The following is a 16,618-nucleotide window of genomic DNA, read 5'->3' as shown; positions in this document are numbered from 1 at the left end:
ATGTTCGATGGCGTGCCGGGCGGCGTCAACCCTTCGCGGCACGCGGTGGGCGGCGGCGCTACGATCGGCTCCGACTTATTTCACAGCCTGCAGGAGATCTCATGGCCAGTGTGTATGACTTCGACGCCGTGTCCATCAACGGCCAGCGCGCCCACCTGTCCACACAACAGGGCAAGGTGCTGTTGATCGTCAACACCGCCAGTGCCTGCGGCTTCACGCCGCAGTTCGCCGGGCTCGAGACCTTGTGGGAGCGTTACAGCGACCAGGGCCTGGTGGTGGTGGGGTTCCCGAGCAACGAGTTTGGCGGCCAGGACCCGGGCAGCGACGGCGAGATCGCCTCGTTTTGCCAAGTCAACTACGGCGTGAGCTTTCCGATGATGGGCAAGGTGCAGGTCAACGGCGCCGAGGCCCACCCGCTGTGGAAGTGGCTCACCGAGCAGGCGCCCGGTTTGCTGGGCTCCAAGGGCGTCAAGTGGAACTTCACCAAGTTCCTGGTCGGGCGGGATGGCCAGGTGATCAAGCGTTATGCGCCGACCGACACGCCGGAGTCCATCACGAAAGACATTGAGGCGGCGCTGGCGGCTTGATCGATCACGGCGGCATCCACAGCCCGCCGTAACCCGCGCGCAGCCGCTGCTGCGCGGCGAGTTCACCCACCAGGCTGTTGACCGTCTGGCGCGACAGGTTGGCCAGCGCGGCGAGCTCGGCCTGCGTGGTGCGCACGAAGCGCCAGCCTTCGGAGTCGGTCTCGCCCGCACGCCCGGTGCGCATCAACTGATCGAGCGCCAAACTCAGCCGCTCCATCGCCCTGCGGTGGCGCGAGGCCTCGAGCAGGCGCAAGGCGCCGTCGTGGCGCTGCGCAAACTCGCGCATCAGCGCGCGGGCAAAGCCGGGCACTTCGTCCATCAGGTACTGGTAGGCCGCCGGCCCGAAGGCCACCACCCGCGTCGGAAGGGTGGCCAGCGCCTCGAAGGTCGAGGGCCGCCCACTGGCAAACGACGACAGCCCGAACAGGCGGCCGGGCGGCACATGCTCGATCACCGACACATCGCCATCGACGGTGGTGAAACGGATTGCGATTTCACCCGCCAGCAGGCCGAACAAGGCGGGCGTGGGCTGCCCTTGTGCGAGCAGCACGGCGCCGCGCGTGAGCTTGTGCAAGCGGCACAGCGGCAGCAGGCCGCGCCAGTGCGGCTCGGCCAGGTGCAGCTCGGGCAAGGTGGCGGCCAACAAGGGCTCGATGTCGTCTCGCATGGGATTAATTGTCGGGTACCCGACAAATGAGCGGATGGGATCGGACTACGCTGCACGCCATGAACACCGACCTGCAGCGCCTGTCCGCGCGCTTTCACCACTTTGCCCAGGCCGAATGCCCGGAAGAGCCGCTGTACCAGGCGCTGTGCCGCATCGTGGCCGACGACGCCAGCCTGCTCGACCTGCTCAGCGGCGCGAGCGATGAACAACGGCGCCCCAACCTGTGGCTGGCGGCGGTGCACGAACGGGTGCTCGCTGGTAACTCGCATGCGTTGGCTGCGTATTACGCGAGCGTGGGTGGGCAGCGTGCGCCCGATGCGTCGCTGGCCGCCTGTGTCAAAGACTTTGTGGCCGCACACGAGCCGACGCTGCGCGAGCGCATGCGCACCCAGACCACGCAGACCAACGAGATTGGCCGTTGTGCGGTGCTGTGGCTCGCCTTGCGCGACATCGCGCAGCGCAGCGGCCAGCCGCGCCTGGCCCTGCTTGATGTGGGCTGCAGCGCAGGCCTGAACCTTGGCGTCGACGCTTACCGCTACGACTACGGCGAGGCGGTGCTCGGCGCCGCAGCGCACGCTGAGGTGCCCACGGTGCCGTGCCAGTTGGTGGGCCCGCTGCCGTCGGGGGCCGACTTCCAGATCGTGCAGCGCTGCGGCATCGACCCCGCTCCGGTGGCCATCGACGACGAGGCCGCCCTCGGTTGGCTGCGGGCCTGCCTGTGGCCCAGCCACACGCAGCGTGCGCAACGGTTTGCGCAGGCCGTCGCGTTGCAGCGGGAAAACCGCTGGCCGGTGTTGAAGGTGGCCGATTCCACTGCCTATGTGGCCGGGTGGCTCGCCAGCCTGCCCGATGACGTGCAGCCCGTGGTCTTCAACAGCTGGGTGCTGACCTACTTCGAGACAGCGGCGCGTGCGAGGCACATCGAAACCTTGACCGGGCTGGTGCGCCGCACGGGCGCCACGTGGTTGTCGGCCGAAGGGGAAGGGCTGCACATCGGCCCGGTCGTCGGGCCCCCACGCGAAGCGCGGCCGGCGAGCTGGTGGACGCTGTGTTCGCGCGTGGGTGGCGAGGTGCGCTTCGACGTGCTCGCCCGCTCCCATGGGCATGGCCACTGGCTGGAGTGGCTGGCGAGATAATCGCCGCTCCCCTGCAGGAGCCCCTCATGTTCGAGCACGTCGACGCCTACGCTGGCGACCCCATCCTCACCCTCAACGAATCGTTTGGCAAAGACCCGCGGCCGCACAAGATCAACCTCAGCATCGGCATCTACTTCGACGACGCCGGCAAGCTGCCGGTGATGAGCGCCGTGCGCACCGCCGAGACCGCGATGCTGCAAACCATCGGCGCACGGCCCTACCAGCCGATGGAAGGTGCGGCCAACTACCGCCAGGCGGTGCAACACCTGCTGTTCGGTGCCGACCACGAGGCGGTGAAAAGCGGCCGCATCGCCACCATCCAGACCCTCGGTGGCTCGGGTGGCCTGAAGGTCGGCGGCGATTTCCTCAAGCGCTACTTCCCGAATTCGAACGTGTGGGTCAGCGACCCGACCTGGGACAACCACCGCGCCATGTTCGAAGGCGCCGGTTTCACGGTCAACACCTACCCCTACTACGACGCGCAGACCGGCGGCGTGAAGTTCCCCGAGATGCTGGCCGCACTGAAGGCCCTGCCCGAGCAGAGCATCGTGCTGCTGCACGCCTGCTGCCACAACCCGACGGGTGTCGACCTCACGCGTACCCAGTGGGCCGAGTTGATCCCGGTCATCCAGCAACGCAAGCTGCTGCCCTATGTCGACATTGCCTACCAGGGCTTTGGTGACGGCATCGAAGAAGACGCGTTTGCGCTGCGCGCGCTGGCCGAGGCGGGCGTGAGCTTCTTCTGCGCGAGCTCGTTCTCCAAGAGCTTCTCGCTCTACGGCGAGCGCTGCGGCGGTTTGAGCGTGGTGTGCCCGAGCAAGGCCGAGGCCGATCTGGTGCTGGGCCAGCTGAAAGCCACCATCCGCAAGAACTACAGCAGCCCGCCCACCCATGGCGGCCAGATCGTCGCCCGCGTGTTGCAGACGCCCGCGCTCTACGACCAGTGGGCCGGCGAGCTGACCGCGATGCGCGTGCGCATCCAGGACATGCGACAGACGCTGCATGCGGTGCTCAGCGCCAAGCTGCCGGGGCGTGACTTCGGCTACTTCCTGACGCAGCGAGGCATGTTCAGCTACACCGGGCTGTCGGCCGAGCAGGTCGACACACTGCGTGAAGAACATGCGGTGTACCTGGTGCGCTCGGGCCGCATGTGCGTGGCGGGGCTGAACTCATCGAACGTCGAGGCCACGGCTGTGGCGATGGCGGTTGTGTTGAACAAGTAAGCGCATCAGAAGCTGCTCTTGCCCTCGACCAGGAACTGCAGTTTGCGGATCGACGGGTCGCCGTTGAGCGGGAAGGCCAGGTCGATGTGCACCACGTTGCCGATGGCCGAGCGGCTGTTGCCCAGGCGCAGGCCGAAACCGACGTCGCGCAGCAGGCCCTGCGGAACCTGGGTGTTGGGGTTCTGGTCCCACGCGCGGCCCATGTCGTAGAACACGGCGCCACCCACGTTGAGCAGGCGCCACGGGTACCAGTCGGTGAAGTAGCGCTGCTCGGCCGTGAACAGCCAGCGCCCGTGGCCACTCTGGTAACGCAGCGGGTAGCCGCGCAGGCCGGTGTCACCGCCCAGCAGCACCTGTTGGTCGGGGTCGGGGTTGGACACCCGTTCGGTCGACAAGGCCAGGTAAAGGCTTCGCTTGTCTGATTGGCGCAGGTAGTGGCGCGCACTCGCCAAGAGCCGCGTGCCGGCAAACCCTTCGCGCTCGATGCGGCCGGTGGCGCTGGCGTCGAACAGCAGCGTGGTGTCCGGCCAGGGTTTCAGGCCTTTGTAGAGCTGCAGGCTGAAGACTGCCGCGTTGCGGTCTGCGCCAAAGGCGGGCGAAGCCGCACCCAGCCGCGCCTGGCCGTGCCAGCCGAGTTGCAGGTCTTCGGTCTTGCCGATCTGGTCCTGGTTGCGCACGGTCTGGTACTCGTCTTGCAGCCACTCGAAGCCCAGCCAGGGGTAGACCAGCTTGCGATCGGTCTGGCGGGGGACGCCGGACGAGGTGTTGCTGGCCCATGGCGTGGCGCGGTGTTCGTCGTGCGTGACGCCCAGCGTCCAGCGTTGCACCCAGCCGTCTCGAAGACCTTCGGAGAGGCCACCGTAGACCTTGGCAAAACGCTCGGTGATCTGGGTTTGCCCCACCATCTGGCCTTGTTCGTAGGCCGAGTCGATGCGGGATCCGTCGCGCCACGCGGCGCCTGTGGCCCAGCGACTGTCGAGCGCGTAAAACGGCCGCTCCAGCGCCAACGAGCGTGCCTTGCCGTCGCTGTTGCTGGCATAGGTGCCAGAGAGGTCGAGCCGCTGGCCGCCCAGCAGCGGGTCACGGTAGAACAGCGTGCGGGTGTTGCGGTCGACGCCTGACTTGATGTCCAGCCCCAGCTGCGTGCCCAGTCCCCACAGGTTGCTTTCTTCAAGACCGATGCTGCTGCTGTTCTTGCCGCCGCTGCGGCCAAACGAGAGGCTGGGCTTGAGCGTCCACACATCTTGGGTGGTCACCTCGATCTCGGCCTCGCCACCGGGGCAGGCCAGGGTGCGGATGTGGGCGCTGCCCAGGTAGCCGGTGGCGCGCAGCACGCGCTCGGATTCCTGCAACAGGCGCGGGACGTAGGCGTCGCCGGTCTTGAACAGCAGCAACTGTTGCAGCGTCGACTCGCGCGTTTGCAGGTGCAGCCAGTTGGCCAGGCGAAACAGCGCCTTGTCTTCGGCGGGGATGCGGGTGTCGAACACATCGAGCTGCACCAGATGGATGGCGCCGACGCGCTGGCAACTCGCGTCTGCAGCTTGCGCTCGCGCGAGGCCGGGCGTGGTCAGCAGGGTGGCGAGCAGCAAGCCTGCCCATCGGCGTGGGCGTTTGCCACGGCCGGGAGGGCAAGCCTTGAACATGGCGCCACTGTGCGGCCCCCGACTTAAGCGCCGCTGAAGGCCTCAGCCGAGTTCGTCGATGTTCTTCGGCCAGCTTTTGTGCAGCAAGGTCGACAAGGCGCGGTCGGCCAGCAGCTTGCCACCCGTCTGGCAGCGGGCGCAGTAGTTGGTTTCGTTGTCGGCGTAGACGATGCGTTGCACCGGCGTCTGGCACACCGGGCAGGGCAGGCCGTAGCGGCCGTGCACGGCCATCTCGGGGTGGAAAGCCGTGACCTTTTGTGGCCAGTCGCCAGCCTCTGCGCGCAGGCGGTCGGTCCATTCCTGCATCACTGCTTGGGTGGCATCGCGCAGGGTGGCGATCTGATCGGGCTTCAGGTTTTTCGACAACTGCACCGGCGACAGTTTTGCGCGAAACAGAATCTCGTCGGAGTAGGTGTTGCCGATGCCGCTGAAGAGGCGCGGGTCGGTCAACAGCTTCTTCAAGGTGTGGTTCTCGCGCTGCAGCCGCTCGGTGAAGCTGGCCAGATCGGCGCCCATCACATCGATGCCACCGGGGTCCATCACAACGAGTGCGGCCCGGTCGGCCAGCACATGCAACGAAGCCCGCCGCTTGCTGCCCGCTTCGGTCAGCACCACGCTGCCGTGCCCGAACTCGAACACCGCGAGCGAAATCTTGCCCGGCGGTTTGCCCCCCGGCAGCAGCCAGCGCAAGCGGCCGGCGACCATCAGGTGGATGACAAGAAAGAGTCCGTTCTCGAGCGCCAGCACCACCCGCTTGCCCAGCCGCTCGACGCCGACCACTTTCTGACCCTCGGCCTGCGTGAGCGGTGGCAACGCCGTGCGCAGCAAAAACGGGTTGAGCACCCGCACCCGTTGCAACACCCGGCCTTGCACCTTGTCGGCCAGGCGTTCGATGTAGACCGTGATGTCGGGCAGCTCCGGCATGCGCCAGTGTGCCAGCGAGGCGGCCGGCACCGACGAAAAAAAACGCGGCCGGGGCCGCGTTTTTCAGCAAGGCGACGAATCGCCTGCGGGTCGTTCAGACCGGGCGAATGTTCGCTGCTTGCAGGCCTTTTTCGCCTTGCTTGACTTCGAACTCGACCTTTTGGTTTTCGGTCAGGGTCTTGAAGCCGGAGCCGGCGATGTCACGGAAGTGAGCGAACAGGTCGGCACCGCCTGCGTCTTGTGCAATGAAGCCGTAGCCCTTGCTTTCGTTGAACCATTTCACGGTACCGGTTTGCGTCGTCATGATGCGTTTCCTAAATAAAAAATGGTGAGGAGCACATGCCCCGCACGCAGCGACTCTCAAGAAACGATCAAAGGGATTTCTAACGGAAACCGCACCGGAACCGGGCAGCACGAACGAGATCACTAACACCACTGTCTTGCGTAACTGTGCCGGGAATGTACCCGACAAGTGCCGATTCCACTAATGCCCCTGTGCACAGGCCACGACACGCCGTCGATAATCGACGGTTTTCACGAGGTGGCGCGCCCTTTCTGCGCCGCACACGCATGTCCGAGCTGACCCCCCAGGTGCGCCGCCGCCGCACTTTTGCCATCATTTCCCACCCCGATGCGGGCAAGACCACGCTGACTGAAAAGCTGCTGCTGTTCTCGGGCGCGATCCAGATCGCCGGGTCGGTGAAGGCGCGCAAGGCCACGCGCCATGCCACTTCTGACTGGATGGAGATTGAAAAGCAGCGCGGCATCTCGGTGGCCTCCAGCGTGATGCAGATGGAATACCGCGACTGCGTCATCAACCTGCTCGACACCCCCGGCCACCAGGACTTCTCGGAAGACACCTACCGTGTGCTGACTGCGGTTGATGCCGCGCTGATGGTGATCGACGCGGCCAACGGCGTGGAGCCGCAGACCCGCCGCCTGCTGCAGGTGTGCCGAGCGCGCAACACGCCCATCCTCACCTTCGTCAACAAGATGGACCGGGAGGTGCAGGAACCGCTCGCACTGATGGATGAGATCGAGCGCGAGCTGGGCATGGAGGTCGTGCCCTTTACCTGGCCGGTGGGCATGGGCAAGTCATTCCACGGCGTGATGGACCTGCGAGAAAAGCGCATGCGCTTGTTCGGCGGTGCTGAAGCGAACAACGGCATCGAGTTCCTCGAAGGCCTGGACAACCCGGCCTACCCCGAGCGTTTCGGCATGCAGTACGCGCAGTCCAAAGACGAGCTGGACTTGCTGACAGATGCCGCACCGCCCTTCGACCGCGAGGCCTTTTTGGCGGGCCGCCAGACGCCGATGTTCTTCGGCTCGGCTGTCAACAACTTCGGCGTGCAGGAGGTGCTGGACGCCCTGGTCGACCTGGCGCCCTCGCCCGGCCCGCGCGCGGCGGTGCAGCGCGTGGTGCAGCCCGACGAGGCCAAGTTCACCGGCGTCGTCTTCAAGATCCAGGCCAACATGGACCCGGCCCACCGCGACCGCATCGCCTTCCTGCGTGTGGCCAGTGGCCACTTCGAGCGCGGCATGCGGTTGAAGGTGGTGCGCTCGGGCAAGGAGCTGCGGCCCAACACGGTGGTGAGCTTTCTGAGCCAACGCCGCGAGCTGCTCGACGAGGCCTTTGCCGGCGACATCATCGGCATCCCCAACCACGGCGTGCTGCAGCTGGGCGACACCCTGACCGAAGGCGAATCGCTGCTGTACACGGGCCTGCCGTTTTTCGCGCCGGAAATGTTTCGCAGCGTTGAGGTGGCCGATCCGCTCAAGACCAAGCAGCTGCGTGCTGGCCTCACGCAGCTGGGTGAAGAAGGTGCGATCCAGGTCTTCCGCCCGGTAGCCGGCACCGTGTTGCTGCTGGGCGCCGTCGGTCAGCTGCAGTTCGAGGTGGTGGCTCACCGCCTGGAGCACGAGTACGGCGTCAAGGCGCGCATCATGCCGGCGCGCTACAACGTGGCGCGTTGGGTCACCTGCGAAACCGGCGACGGCGCGGCGGCCGATGAGCGCGAGTTGAAGCGTTTCATCGACGGCAACGCCCACCGCGTGGCGCTCGACGCGGTCGACGCCGCCTGCGTGCTGCTCGAATACGCGGGCGAGCTGCGTGCGATGCAGGAGAACTGGCCCAAGATCAAGTTCCACGCGCTGCGCGAGCACGCGGGCTTGGTGTTCCAGAAGCAGCTGGAAGGTTGACCGATCGCGCCGCGCGGGCGACCGCTGGCACCTGCGCCACGACGCTTCGTCGCCGCAAGATTGCCGCCGAGGCGCCTCGTGGGCACAGTGGCGCCTCCTGCTGCTGGAGCACGCCATGCTTGTGAAATCTCTGTTTGCCTACGCCCATTTCATCGCCGCTTTCGGTGTCGTGGCCACGCTGTTTTTCGAATGGTTCACCTTCACCAAGGAGCCCACTGCCACCGAGGCAAGGCGCCTCGCGCTGGCCGACCGCTGGTATGGGCTTTTTGCCGCGTTGGTGCTGGTGGCGGGTTTTGTTCGTGCCTATGCGTATGAAAAAGGCTTTGATTTCTACCTCGCCAGCCCGTTCTTCCACCTGAAGATCACGCTGTTCGTGCTGATCGGCCTGCTGTCGATCTACCCCACGATCCGTTTTGCGCGCTGGCGCCCCGACATCCAGGCCGGCCGTGCGCCGGTGGTGAGCGAGGCGCAGTACAAGCTCATCTCCCGCCTGCTCTCGGCTCAGATGGTCTTGCTGGCACTGGTGCTGCTGTCGGCCTCGCTGATGGCCAATGCGGTGGGGCGTTAGCTGGCTATCATCCGCGCGCGGCCGCACGCCAAGAGGAAGACGGGTTCAAGGGTTTCGGCCGGAGGACTCGTGCTGTGGGGTAACCCCACGGCTTTGCATTGAGCTAGACATTCGCGGCGTGAGGGGACGTGCGCTGCGCGCACGACGCCTCCACGCAGGACCGGCAGGTTGGCGTGCGTGCCGCACCTCACATGCAGCCTGCACGCTACCGACACCTCACGGCCCTGGGCCTGGCTCACGCGCTACTCGCTGGCAACCCGCAGCGCCATTCACTGCAAGCGCGTGCGGTGCAAGCGCTGGGCGATTCACCGCGCTGGCTGCCGGCGCTGCTGGAGCAGGTGTTCCCGATCTCGGGTGCGACCTGGGAGCGTCTCACCGTGCAAACGCTGGCCGAGCGCATTGAGCTTGCCCCGGCCTTCGCCGAGGCGCTCTTCGAGAGCGAACCGCCGATCGTGCGGCGCTGGATTCTTCGCCCGACCCACATGGTGCCCGCACCTTTGGGCTTGGACGACCTGGGGTTGCCGCGCCTCGATCACAGCGCCGACCTGGCTGAGTGGCTCGGTGTTCCGCTCGACACCCTGGACTGGTTCACCTACTGCAGCCGGCGGCGCCGGCGTGTCCCCTTGCACGCGCAGCATTACGCCTTTTCTCTGCATCCCAAACGTTGTGGCGGTGGCCGCTTGATCGAGGCGCCCCGGCAGCGCCTGAAGGCGGTGCAGACCCAGCTGTTGACCCGCCTCCTGAATACCGTGCCGGTTCACGAGGCCTGCCACGGCTTCGTCACCGGGCGCTCGGTGTTGACCCACGCACGGCAGCACACCCAGCAGGCCGTGCTGCTGCATTTCGACTTGAAGAATTTCTTCAACAGCATCACCGCGGCGCAGGTGGCCGCCGTGTTCCGCACACTCGGCTACCCCTCGGGCGTGGCGCAGCAGTTGGCGGCGCTGTGCACGGTGAGCACGCCCGAGCCGGTGATCGAGCGCATGCGCGACGACGGTTGGCTCGATTGGCACCAGGCCCAATGCCTTCGCCACCCCCACCTCGCGCAAGGCGCCCCCAGCTCGCCGATGCTCGCAAACCTGTGTGCCTTCGGCTTGGACTTGCGGCTGGATGGCTTGGCCTACACCTTGGGTGCACGCTACTCCCGTTATGCCGACGACCTGGTGATCTCAGGCCCTGCATCTCTGGCTTTGGCAGCTCCACGCATCGCCGCATGGGTGGGCCGCATCGCATTGGAAGAAGGCTACGCCATCAACCACCGCAAGACTCGCCTGGCCACACCTGCCCAAGCTCAGCGCGTGTGCGGTGTGGTGGTGAACCACCACTTGAACATGAAGCGCAGCGAATTCGACCGGCTGCGCGCCCTGCTGCACCAATGCACGCTGCATGGGCCTGCTTCCCAGAACCGCGAGGGCCATGCCGACTTTCGCGCCCATTTACGAGGCAAACTCGACTGGGCGACGCAGCTCAACCCATTGAAGGCACGGCGGTTGCATACGTTGTGGAACCACATTGACTGGAGCCTTGCATGAGAGGTCTGTTGCTGGCCTTGGCGGCCACCCTGCTGTGCTCGTCTGCTTGGGCAGAGGCCCCTTCCCGACGCTGCCTGAGCGAATGCACACCGCGCATCGGCATCGTGTCGGCGTTTGGCGCCGAGGCCGACATCCTGCTCGCCAAGACCACCGCCAAACGGGTGCACGTGATCAACGGCAAGACGTTCACCAGCGGCGTGTTGCGCGGCAACCGGGTGGTGATCGTGCTCAGCGGCGTGAGCATGATCAATTCGGCGCTGGTCACGCAGACACTGCTTGACCACTTCCGCATCCAGCGGTTGATCATGAGCGGCATCGCCGGGGGCATCAACCCGGCGCATCGCGTCGGTGACGTGACCGTGCCCGACCGCTGGGCCATGCCGATGGAGGTCTACTGGAACGCCGACTCCAGCGTGCCAGCGCCCTGTGGCGCGGCGGCCGACGTGAGCTGCCTCGGCCTGAAGCTCGCGAGCGGCCCCGACGGCAAGCCGCTGCCGCCCTTCGTGCTGCCGGGCGGGCCCACCGGGCTCTTCATCCGCGAGAACTACGTGCTCAACACGGCCAATGCCCCGAAGGGCGAGTTCCGCTTCGACTACCCGGTCGATGCGGCCATGCTGGCGGTGGCGCGCGGCCTCTCGCCGAAGCTCGAACGTTGCGGCCCGCGCGCCAAGCTGCCGTCGGGCGAGACCGACCCCAAGCAGTGTGTGAGCCAACAACCCCGCCTCATCGTCGGCGGGCGCGGTGTCTCGGGCACCGCCTTTCTGGCCAACCCGCATTACCGCGCTTACCTGTATGAGCACCTGCAGGCCGAAACGGTCGAGATGGAAACCGCGGCGCTCGCCCACGTGGCCTACAGCCACGGCGTGCCCTACATCGCATTTCGCAGCCTGAGTGATCTGGCCGGCGCGACCGAATTCAACACCGACGTCGCCGCACTCTTCTCGAGCGGGCTGGCCGAAGCGAATGAAGCCGCCGTCACGCTTGCGTTCCTCGACGCATGGAAGAAGCTCAGCGCCACGCGAAAGGCCCAACCATGAAGCTCACACCTTGGATGGTGGCCGCCTCGCTCGCTGCAGCTCTGGTGGCCCCCGCCGCCGCCGCGCCGCGCGAGATCAAGGCCCTCGTCATCACCATGTTCGCCCCCGAGGCCGAGCCCTGGATCAGCAGCTTCAAGCTTGCAGAGTCCATCGCCGTGCCCGGTCTGTCACCCGACTACCCCGCGCTGCGCTGCAACGCCGACGACGTGTGCCTCGTCACCACCGGCATGGGCCACGCCAATGCCGCGGCGTCCACCTTGGCCGTCGCGCTCGACCCGCGCTTCGACCTGCGCAAGACGTATTTTTTCATCACCGGCATCGCCGGCATCGACCCCACGAAAGGCACGCTGGGCACGGCCGCTTGGGCGCGCTGGCTGGTCGACTTCGGGCTCGCGCACGAGATCGACGCACGTGAAATGCCCAAGGGGTGGAAGACCGGCTACTACGGCCTGCTCACCAAGGGCCCTGACGAAAAGCCCAAGCTCGAATACCGCACCGAGGTGGCCCGTCTGGACGAAGCCTTGCTTACCAAGGTGCTCACACTCACCCAAAACGCGCCCTTGCAAGACAGCGACGCCGCCCGCGCCTACCGCGCCCGCTACCCGCGCGCACCGGCCAACCAGCCGCCGCGCGTGACGCAGTGCGACACGCTCGGTGGCGACACCTGGTGGCACGGCCACAAGCTCGGCGAACACGCACGCACCTGGATCAAGTTGCTTACCGACGGCCAAGGCAGCTACTGCACCACGCAGCAGGAAGACAACGCCACCTACAACGCACTCGAGCGTGCGGCCGCCGCCGGCAAGGTCGACTTGAAACGCCTGGCGGTGTTGCGCACGGGATCGAACTTCGATCGCCCCTATCCGGGGCAGACGGCGCACGCTTCCTTGATCGCGTCGACCACCGGCGCCACCGGTGGCTTCGTGCCCGCCACGCAAAACCTGCCGGCCGTGGCCGGCATCGTGGTGCGCGACATCGTGGCGCACTGGGCGCAGTGGCGCGAGGGTGTGCCACCGCCCTGAACACGCACCGCGTGCGGTGGCACGCCGATTGCAAAACGGTTCCCTCCGCAACGCCCGGTAGGAACTCACCATGTTCGAACGCTTCGCTGAAACCGCGTCACCCACGCGGCCGCTCGTCATCGCCCTCGCAGCCTGTTTTGCGCCCATGGCGGCGCAGGCCCAGGCCACCACCGCGCCCCAGGCGCCTGCGCCCGCTGCAGCGGCCACGCCGGCGTCCGCGCCGGCCAGCGCGCCAGAGCCCAGCAGGCTGGCGCCGGTGATCGTCACCGCCGAGCGGCGCCGCGAGAACGCGAAAGACGTGCCGATGGCCATCACCACCCTGAGCGGCGAAAAGCTCGACGTGCTCAACTCCTCGGGCGAAGACGTGCGCATGCTGTCGGGGCGTGTGCCCAGCCTCAACATCGAGTCGTCGTTCGGGCGCGCCTTCCCGCGCTTCTACCTGCGTGGGTATGGCAACACCGACTTCCGCCTCAACGCATCGCAGCCGGTCTTGCTGGTCTATGACGACGTGGTGCAGGAGGCGGCCATTCTCAAGGGCTTCCCGGTGTTCGACATCGAACAGATCGAGGTGCTGGCCGGCCCTCAGGGCACGCTGTTCGGCCGCAACACACCGGCCGGCGTGGTGAAGTTCGACTCGGTCAAGCCCGAACGCCGCTTCGGCGGCTACGGCAGCATCTCGTATGGCAGCTTCAACAGCATCAACGCCGAAGGCGCGATCAACATCCCCTTGTCGGACACCACCGCGGCGCGGGTGTCGCTGATCTCGCAGAACCGAGACGATTGGGTCGATAACACCAACCCGGCGGGCCCCACCAAAGAGTTCGAGGGTTACCACGACACCGCTGCCCGCGCCCAGCTGCTGTACAAGCCCCACAAGGACTTCAGCGCGCTGTTCAACCTGCATGCGCGAGACCTCGACGGCTCGGCACGGCTCTTTCGCGCCAACATCATCAAGCCCGGCAGCAATGACCTGGTCGACGGTTTCGACGAGAAGAAGATCGCCCTCGACGGCGCCAACGAATCCAAGCTCACCACAAAGGGTGCCAACGCCAGGCTGAGCTGGGGCCTTGCAGGCATGACGCTGTACTCGATCACCGGCTACGAGTCGCTCGACACCTACAACCGCGGTGACATCGATGGCAGCGCCGGCCCCTATTTCGGCCCGGGCCAGATCCCGTTCCCATCGGAGACGGCCGATGGCATCCCGAAGCACCGGCAGCTCACCCAGGAGGTGCGGTTGGAATCCGCCGACAGCGCGCCGCTGGGTTGGCAGGCCGGCGTGTACTACTTCGACGAGGACTACACCATCGAGTCGTTCAGCTACGACTCGCTCGGCGGTGGTGCGCAAAACGCGTACTCCCGCTCGCAGCAGAAGAACAAGGCCTACGCGGCCTTCGGCGCGTTGAAGTACGCGGTGACGCCCGAGCTGTCGGTGCGAGGCGGCCTGCGCTACACGCGCGACGAAAAAGACTTCGCACTGCAGGAGTACAACAGCTCGGTGTTCGGCACACCGGCCACGCTGGCCGACCTGCAGGCCGACGGCCCGGTCACGGAATCGCTGTCCAAGAGCAAGATGAGCTGGGACCTGAGCGGCACCTACAAGCTTTCCCCCGAGCTCAACGTGTACGCGCGGGTGGCCAACGGTTTCCGTGCGGCCAGCGTGCAGGGCGCGGGCCAGTTCAACGGCCAGTCCACCGCCGGCCCCGAGACCAACACCTCGTTCGAGGCCGGCCTCAAGGCCGATCTCTTCGACAACCGTGCGCGCGTCAACTTCAACGTTTTCCACTACACCGTTAAAGACCAGCAGCTCACGGCCGTGGGTGGTGGTGCCAACCGCAGCATTTTGCTGAACGCCGACAAGACGGTCGGCCAGGGGTTCGAGCTCGACCTGCAAAGCTACTTGAACGACAACCTGCTCGTCACACTGGGCGGCAGCTACAACGACACGAAGATCAAGGACGCCAACCTGGCAGTGGGTGTGTGCCCCGCCTGCACCGTCACCGACCCCGTCGTCGTTTCCGGCACCAGCCGCTTCGCCCTCATCGACGGCAACCCACTGCCCCAAGCCCCCAAGTGGACGGCCAACGTCACGCTGCGCTACGGCATGCCGGCCGGTGACGGGGGCGAGTTCTTCGTCTTCACCGACTGGGCCTACCGCAGCAAGGTCAACTTCTTCCTGTACGAATCCGTCGAGTTCACCGGCAAGCCGCTGACGGTGGGTGGCCTGCGCTTGGGCTACAACTGGGGCAACGGCAAGTACGAGGCGGCCCTCTTCGCGCGCAACATCACCAACCAGATCCGGGTGGTGGGCGGCATCGACTTCAACAACCTCACCGGCTTCATCAACGAGCCACGCACCTTCGGCGCGCAGTTCAAGGCCACGTTCTGAGTCGCGACTGAGTAAGTGTCCGGCGCCGGGCCGCCCCAAGCCGGACGGCGCCCCTCGGGGGCAGGAGCGAAGCGACTGGGGGGCTCCTAAACTTCGCGGCATGACCGCCCCGACCGCGCCCCCGCCTTCGCGCCTCTCGCTCTACCTCAGCCTCATCCGCTGGGATCGCCCCGCCGGCAGCTACCTGCTGCTGTGGCCCACGCTGTCGGCGTTGTGGATCGCAGCGAATGGCTTCCCGGGGTGGCACCTGTTGATCGTGTTCGTGCTCGGCACCTTCCTGATGCGCAGCGCCGGTTGTGCCGTCAACGACGTGGCCGACCGCAACTTCGACAAACACGTCAAACGCACCGCCGGTCGCCCGGTGACCAGCGGCGCCGTCAGCGCCAAAGAAGCGCTCGTGCTCGGCGCGGCGCTCGCGTTCATCGCCTTCCTGCTGGTGCTCACCACCAACGCCGCCACCACCGCCTGGAGCGTGGCCGCACTGGCGGTGAGCATCTTCTACCCCTTCACCAAACGTTTTTTCTCGATGCCGCAGGCGGTGCTGGGCGTGGCGTTCAGCTTCGGCATCCCGATGGCGTTTGCGGCCGTGCAAGGCGAGGTGCCGGCGCTGGCGTGGTGGCTGCTGCTCGGCAACCTGTGCTGGGTGATCGCGTACGACACCGAGTACGCCATGGTCGACCGCGACGACGACCTGAAGATCGGCATCCGCACCTCGGCCATCACGCTGGGCCGTTTCGACGTGGCCGGGGTGATGGGCTTCTACGCGCTTTTCATCGCGGTGTGGGCTGCGGTCGGTGCGCAGCAGGGCTTGGGCTGGCCGTACTTCGGGGGGCTGGCGGTGGCCGCTGGCATCGCGGCCTGGCACTACACGCTGATCCGCGCGCGTTCACGCGACGGCTGCTTTCGTGCCTTCCGGCTCAACCACTGGCTGGGCTTCGCGGTGTTCGTCGGTGTGGTGCTGGAATCCGCCCTGCGCCGCGCTTCTTGAGCCCGTGGGATGGCGCGTGGCACGAGCACGCCATCCCCCGCGCCGCCCTCACGGATAGAGGCCGCGCTCTTCTCTTGCGGTGAGGATTCGCTCGCAGGCCACTGCAAAGGTGGCAGTGCGCAACGTGATCTTGTGGTGGTCGGCGGTGTCCCAGATGTGCTTGAGCGCATCGACCATGATTTTGTCGAGCCGCACGTTGATCTCGTCTTCGCTCCAGAAGAAGCTCGAGAAGTCTTGTACCCACTCGAAGTAGCTCACCGTCACGCCGCCGGCGTTGCAGATCACGTCGGGCACCACCAGCACACCGCGCTCCTTGAGCACGTCGTCGGCCTCGGGCAGGGTCGGGCCGTTGGCGCCTTCGAGCACCAGCTTGGCCTTGATGCGGTTGGCGCGTGGCACTGTGATCTGGCCTTCGAGCGCGGCCGGGATCAGGATGTCGCAGTCCACGTCCCAGAAGTCTTCGTTGTCGACCTTTTCGGCGTCTTTGTAGCCAGCGATGCCGCCCTCACGCTTGAGCACGGCCATGGTGTTGGCCATGTCGAAGCCCTTGGGGTTGACGAGGGTGCCGGTGTGGTCTTGCACCGCCACCAGCGTGGCGCCCGCGCCGATGAACAACTCGGCCGCCGAGCTGCCCACGTTGCCCATGCCTTGCACCGCGATGCGTGCGCCGTTGAGGTTGAGCCCGATGCGGCGGGCGGCTTCA

At 66.3% G+C, this 16,618-nt stretch carries 14 protein-coding genes and 1 pseudogene; 10 read left to right on the top strand and 5 right to left on the bottom strand.

Translation table 11 applies throughout. The features are described 5' to 3' along the window. Positions 1-101: 101 nt before the first annotated feature. Positions 102-587: a glutathione peroxidase gene (locus RMO40_RS19670; protein WP_309724983.1), complete on the top strand. Its 486-nt coding sequence runs from the start codon at positions 102-104 to the stop codon at positions 585-587. Between the two features lie 4 nt (positions 588-591). On the opposite strand, the gene RMO40_RS19665 is transcribed toward RMO40_RS19670, so the two are convergent. Then, positions 592-1,254, bottom strand: coding sequence for a cyclic nucleotide-binding domain-containing protein (locus RMO40_RS19665; protein WP_309724981.1), 663 nt, complete (start codon positions 1,252-1,254; stop codon positions 592-594). Positions 1,255-1,313: 59 nt separating this feature from the next. Between RMO40_RS19665 and RMO40_RS19660 the strand changes: the two genes are divergently transcribed. Together RMO40_RS19660 and RMO40_RS19655 are read left to right on the top strand one after the other, a co-directional pair. After that, positions 1,314-2,390, top strand: a complete 1,077-nt coding sequence (locus tag RMO40_RS19660; protein WP_309724979.1) for a DUF2332 family protein — start codon at positions 1,314-1,316, stop codon at positions 2,388-2,390. A 26-nt stretch (positions 2,391-2,416) separates the two neighbouring features. After that, the gene (locus RMO40_RS19655) at positions 2,417-3,613 is read left to right on the top strand and encodes an aromatic amino acid transaminase (RefSeq protein WP_309724977.1); all 1,197 of its coding nucleotides are present in this window, start codon (positions 2,417-2,419) and stop codon (positions 3,611-3,613) included. 5 nt (positions 3,614-3,618) lie between these two features. Here the strand turns inward: RMO40_RS19655 and RMO40_RS19650 are convergent, their stop codons facing one another. The 3 genes from RMO40_RS19650 to RMO40_RS19640 form a co-directional block, all read right to left on the bottom strand. After that, positions 3,619-5,202, bottom strand: coding sequence for a hypothetical protein (locus tag RMO40_RS19650; RefSeq protein WP_309724975.1), 1,584 nt, complete (start codon positions 5,200-5,202; stop codon positions 3,619-3,621). A gap of 96 nt (positions 5,203-5,298) precedes the next feature. Then, complete coding sequence (locus RMO40_RS19645; RefSeq protein ID WP_309724973.1) at positions 5,299-6,180, bottom strand: DNA-formamidopyrimidine glycosylase family protein; 882 nt, start codon at positions 6,178-6,180, stop codon at positions 5,299-5,301. A gap of 94 nt (positions 6,181-6,274) precedes the next feature. Then, positions 6,275-6,484, bottom strand: a complete 210-nt coding sequence (locus RMO40_RS19640) for a cold-shock protein (RefSeq protein ID WP_047496957.1) — start codon at positions 6,482-6,484, stop codon at positions 6,275-6,277. A 266-nt stretch (positions 6,485-6,750) separates the two neighbouring features. On the opposite strand from RMO40_RS19640, the gene RMO40_RS19635 reads away from it, so the two are divergent. From RMO40_RS19635 to ubiA, 7 genes are all read left to right on the top strand, one after another. Further along, positions 6,751-8,379, top strand: a complete 1,629-nt coding sequence (locus RMO40_RS19635) for a peptide chain release factor 3 (RefSeq protein WP_309724971.1) — start codon at positions 6,751-6,753, stop codon at positions 8,377-8,379. Between the two features lie 115 nt (positions 8,380-8,494). Next, the gene (locus RMO40_RS19630) at positions 8,495-8,947 is read left to right on the top strand and encodes a DUF2214 family protein (RefSeq protein WP_309724969.1); all 453 of its coding nucleotides are present in this window, start codon (positions 8,495-8,497) and stop codon (positions 8,945-8,947) included. Between the two features lie 191 nt (positions 8,948-9,138). After that, complete coding sequence (locus RMO40_RS19625; RefSeq protein WP_309724967.1) at positions 9,139-10,479, top strand: reverse transcriptase domain-containing protein; 1,341 nt, start codon at positions 9,139-9,141, stop codon at positions 10,477-10,479. Further along, positions 10,476-11,516, top strand: a complete 1,041-nt coding sequence (locus RMO40_RS19620) for a phosphorylase family protein (RefSeq protein WP_309724964.1) — start codon at positions 10,476-10,478, stop codon at positions 11,514-11,516. The genes RMO40_RS19625 and RMO40_RS19620 overlap by 4 nt, the downstream gene beginning before the upstream one ends. Beyond that, positions 11,513-12,538 carry a purine nucleoside permease gene (locus RMO40_RS19615; protein WP_309724962.1) on the top strand — a complete coding sequence of 342 codons (1,026 nt, stop codon included), beginning with the start codon at positions 11,513-11,515 and terminating at the stop codon, positions 12,536-12,538. The genes RMO40_RS19620 and RMO40_RS19615 overlap by 4 nt, the downstream gene beginning before the upstream one ends. Before the next feature lie 145 nt (positions 12,539-12,683). Continuing rightward, a complete protein-coding gene (locus RMO40_RS19610) occupies positions 12,684-14,927 on the top strand; it encodes a TonB-dependent receptor (RefSeq protein WP_489660202.1) in 2,244 nt (747 codons plus the stop codon). A 100-nt stretch (positions 14,928-15,027) separates the two neighbouring features. Next, positions 15,028-15,915, top strand: a complete 888-nt coding sequence (gene ubiA, locus RMO40_RS19605) for a 4-hydroxybenzoate octaprenyltransferase (RefSeq protein ID WP_309724958.1) — start codon at positions 15,028-15,030, stop codon at positions 15,913-15,915. Between the two features lie 48 nt (positions 15,916-15,963). Here the strand turns inward: ubiA and RMO40_RS19600 are convergent. Next, positions 15,964-16,618, bottom strand: a pseudogene (locus RMO40_RS19600) (glutamate dehydrogenase); the annotation flags it as partial.

It is taken from the genome of Rhizobacter sp., assembly GCF_031412075.1.
GTDB lineage: Bacteria > Pseudomonadota > Gammaproteobacteria > Burkholderiales > Burkholderiaceae_C > Rhizobacter.
This window is presented reverse-complemented; position numbering and strand designations above follow the sequence as displayed.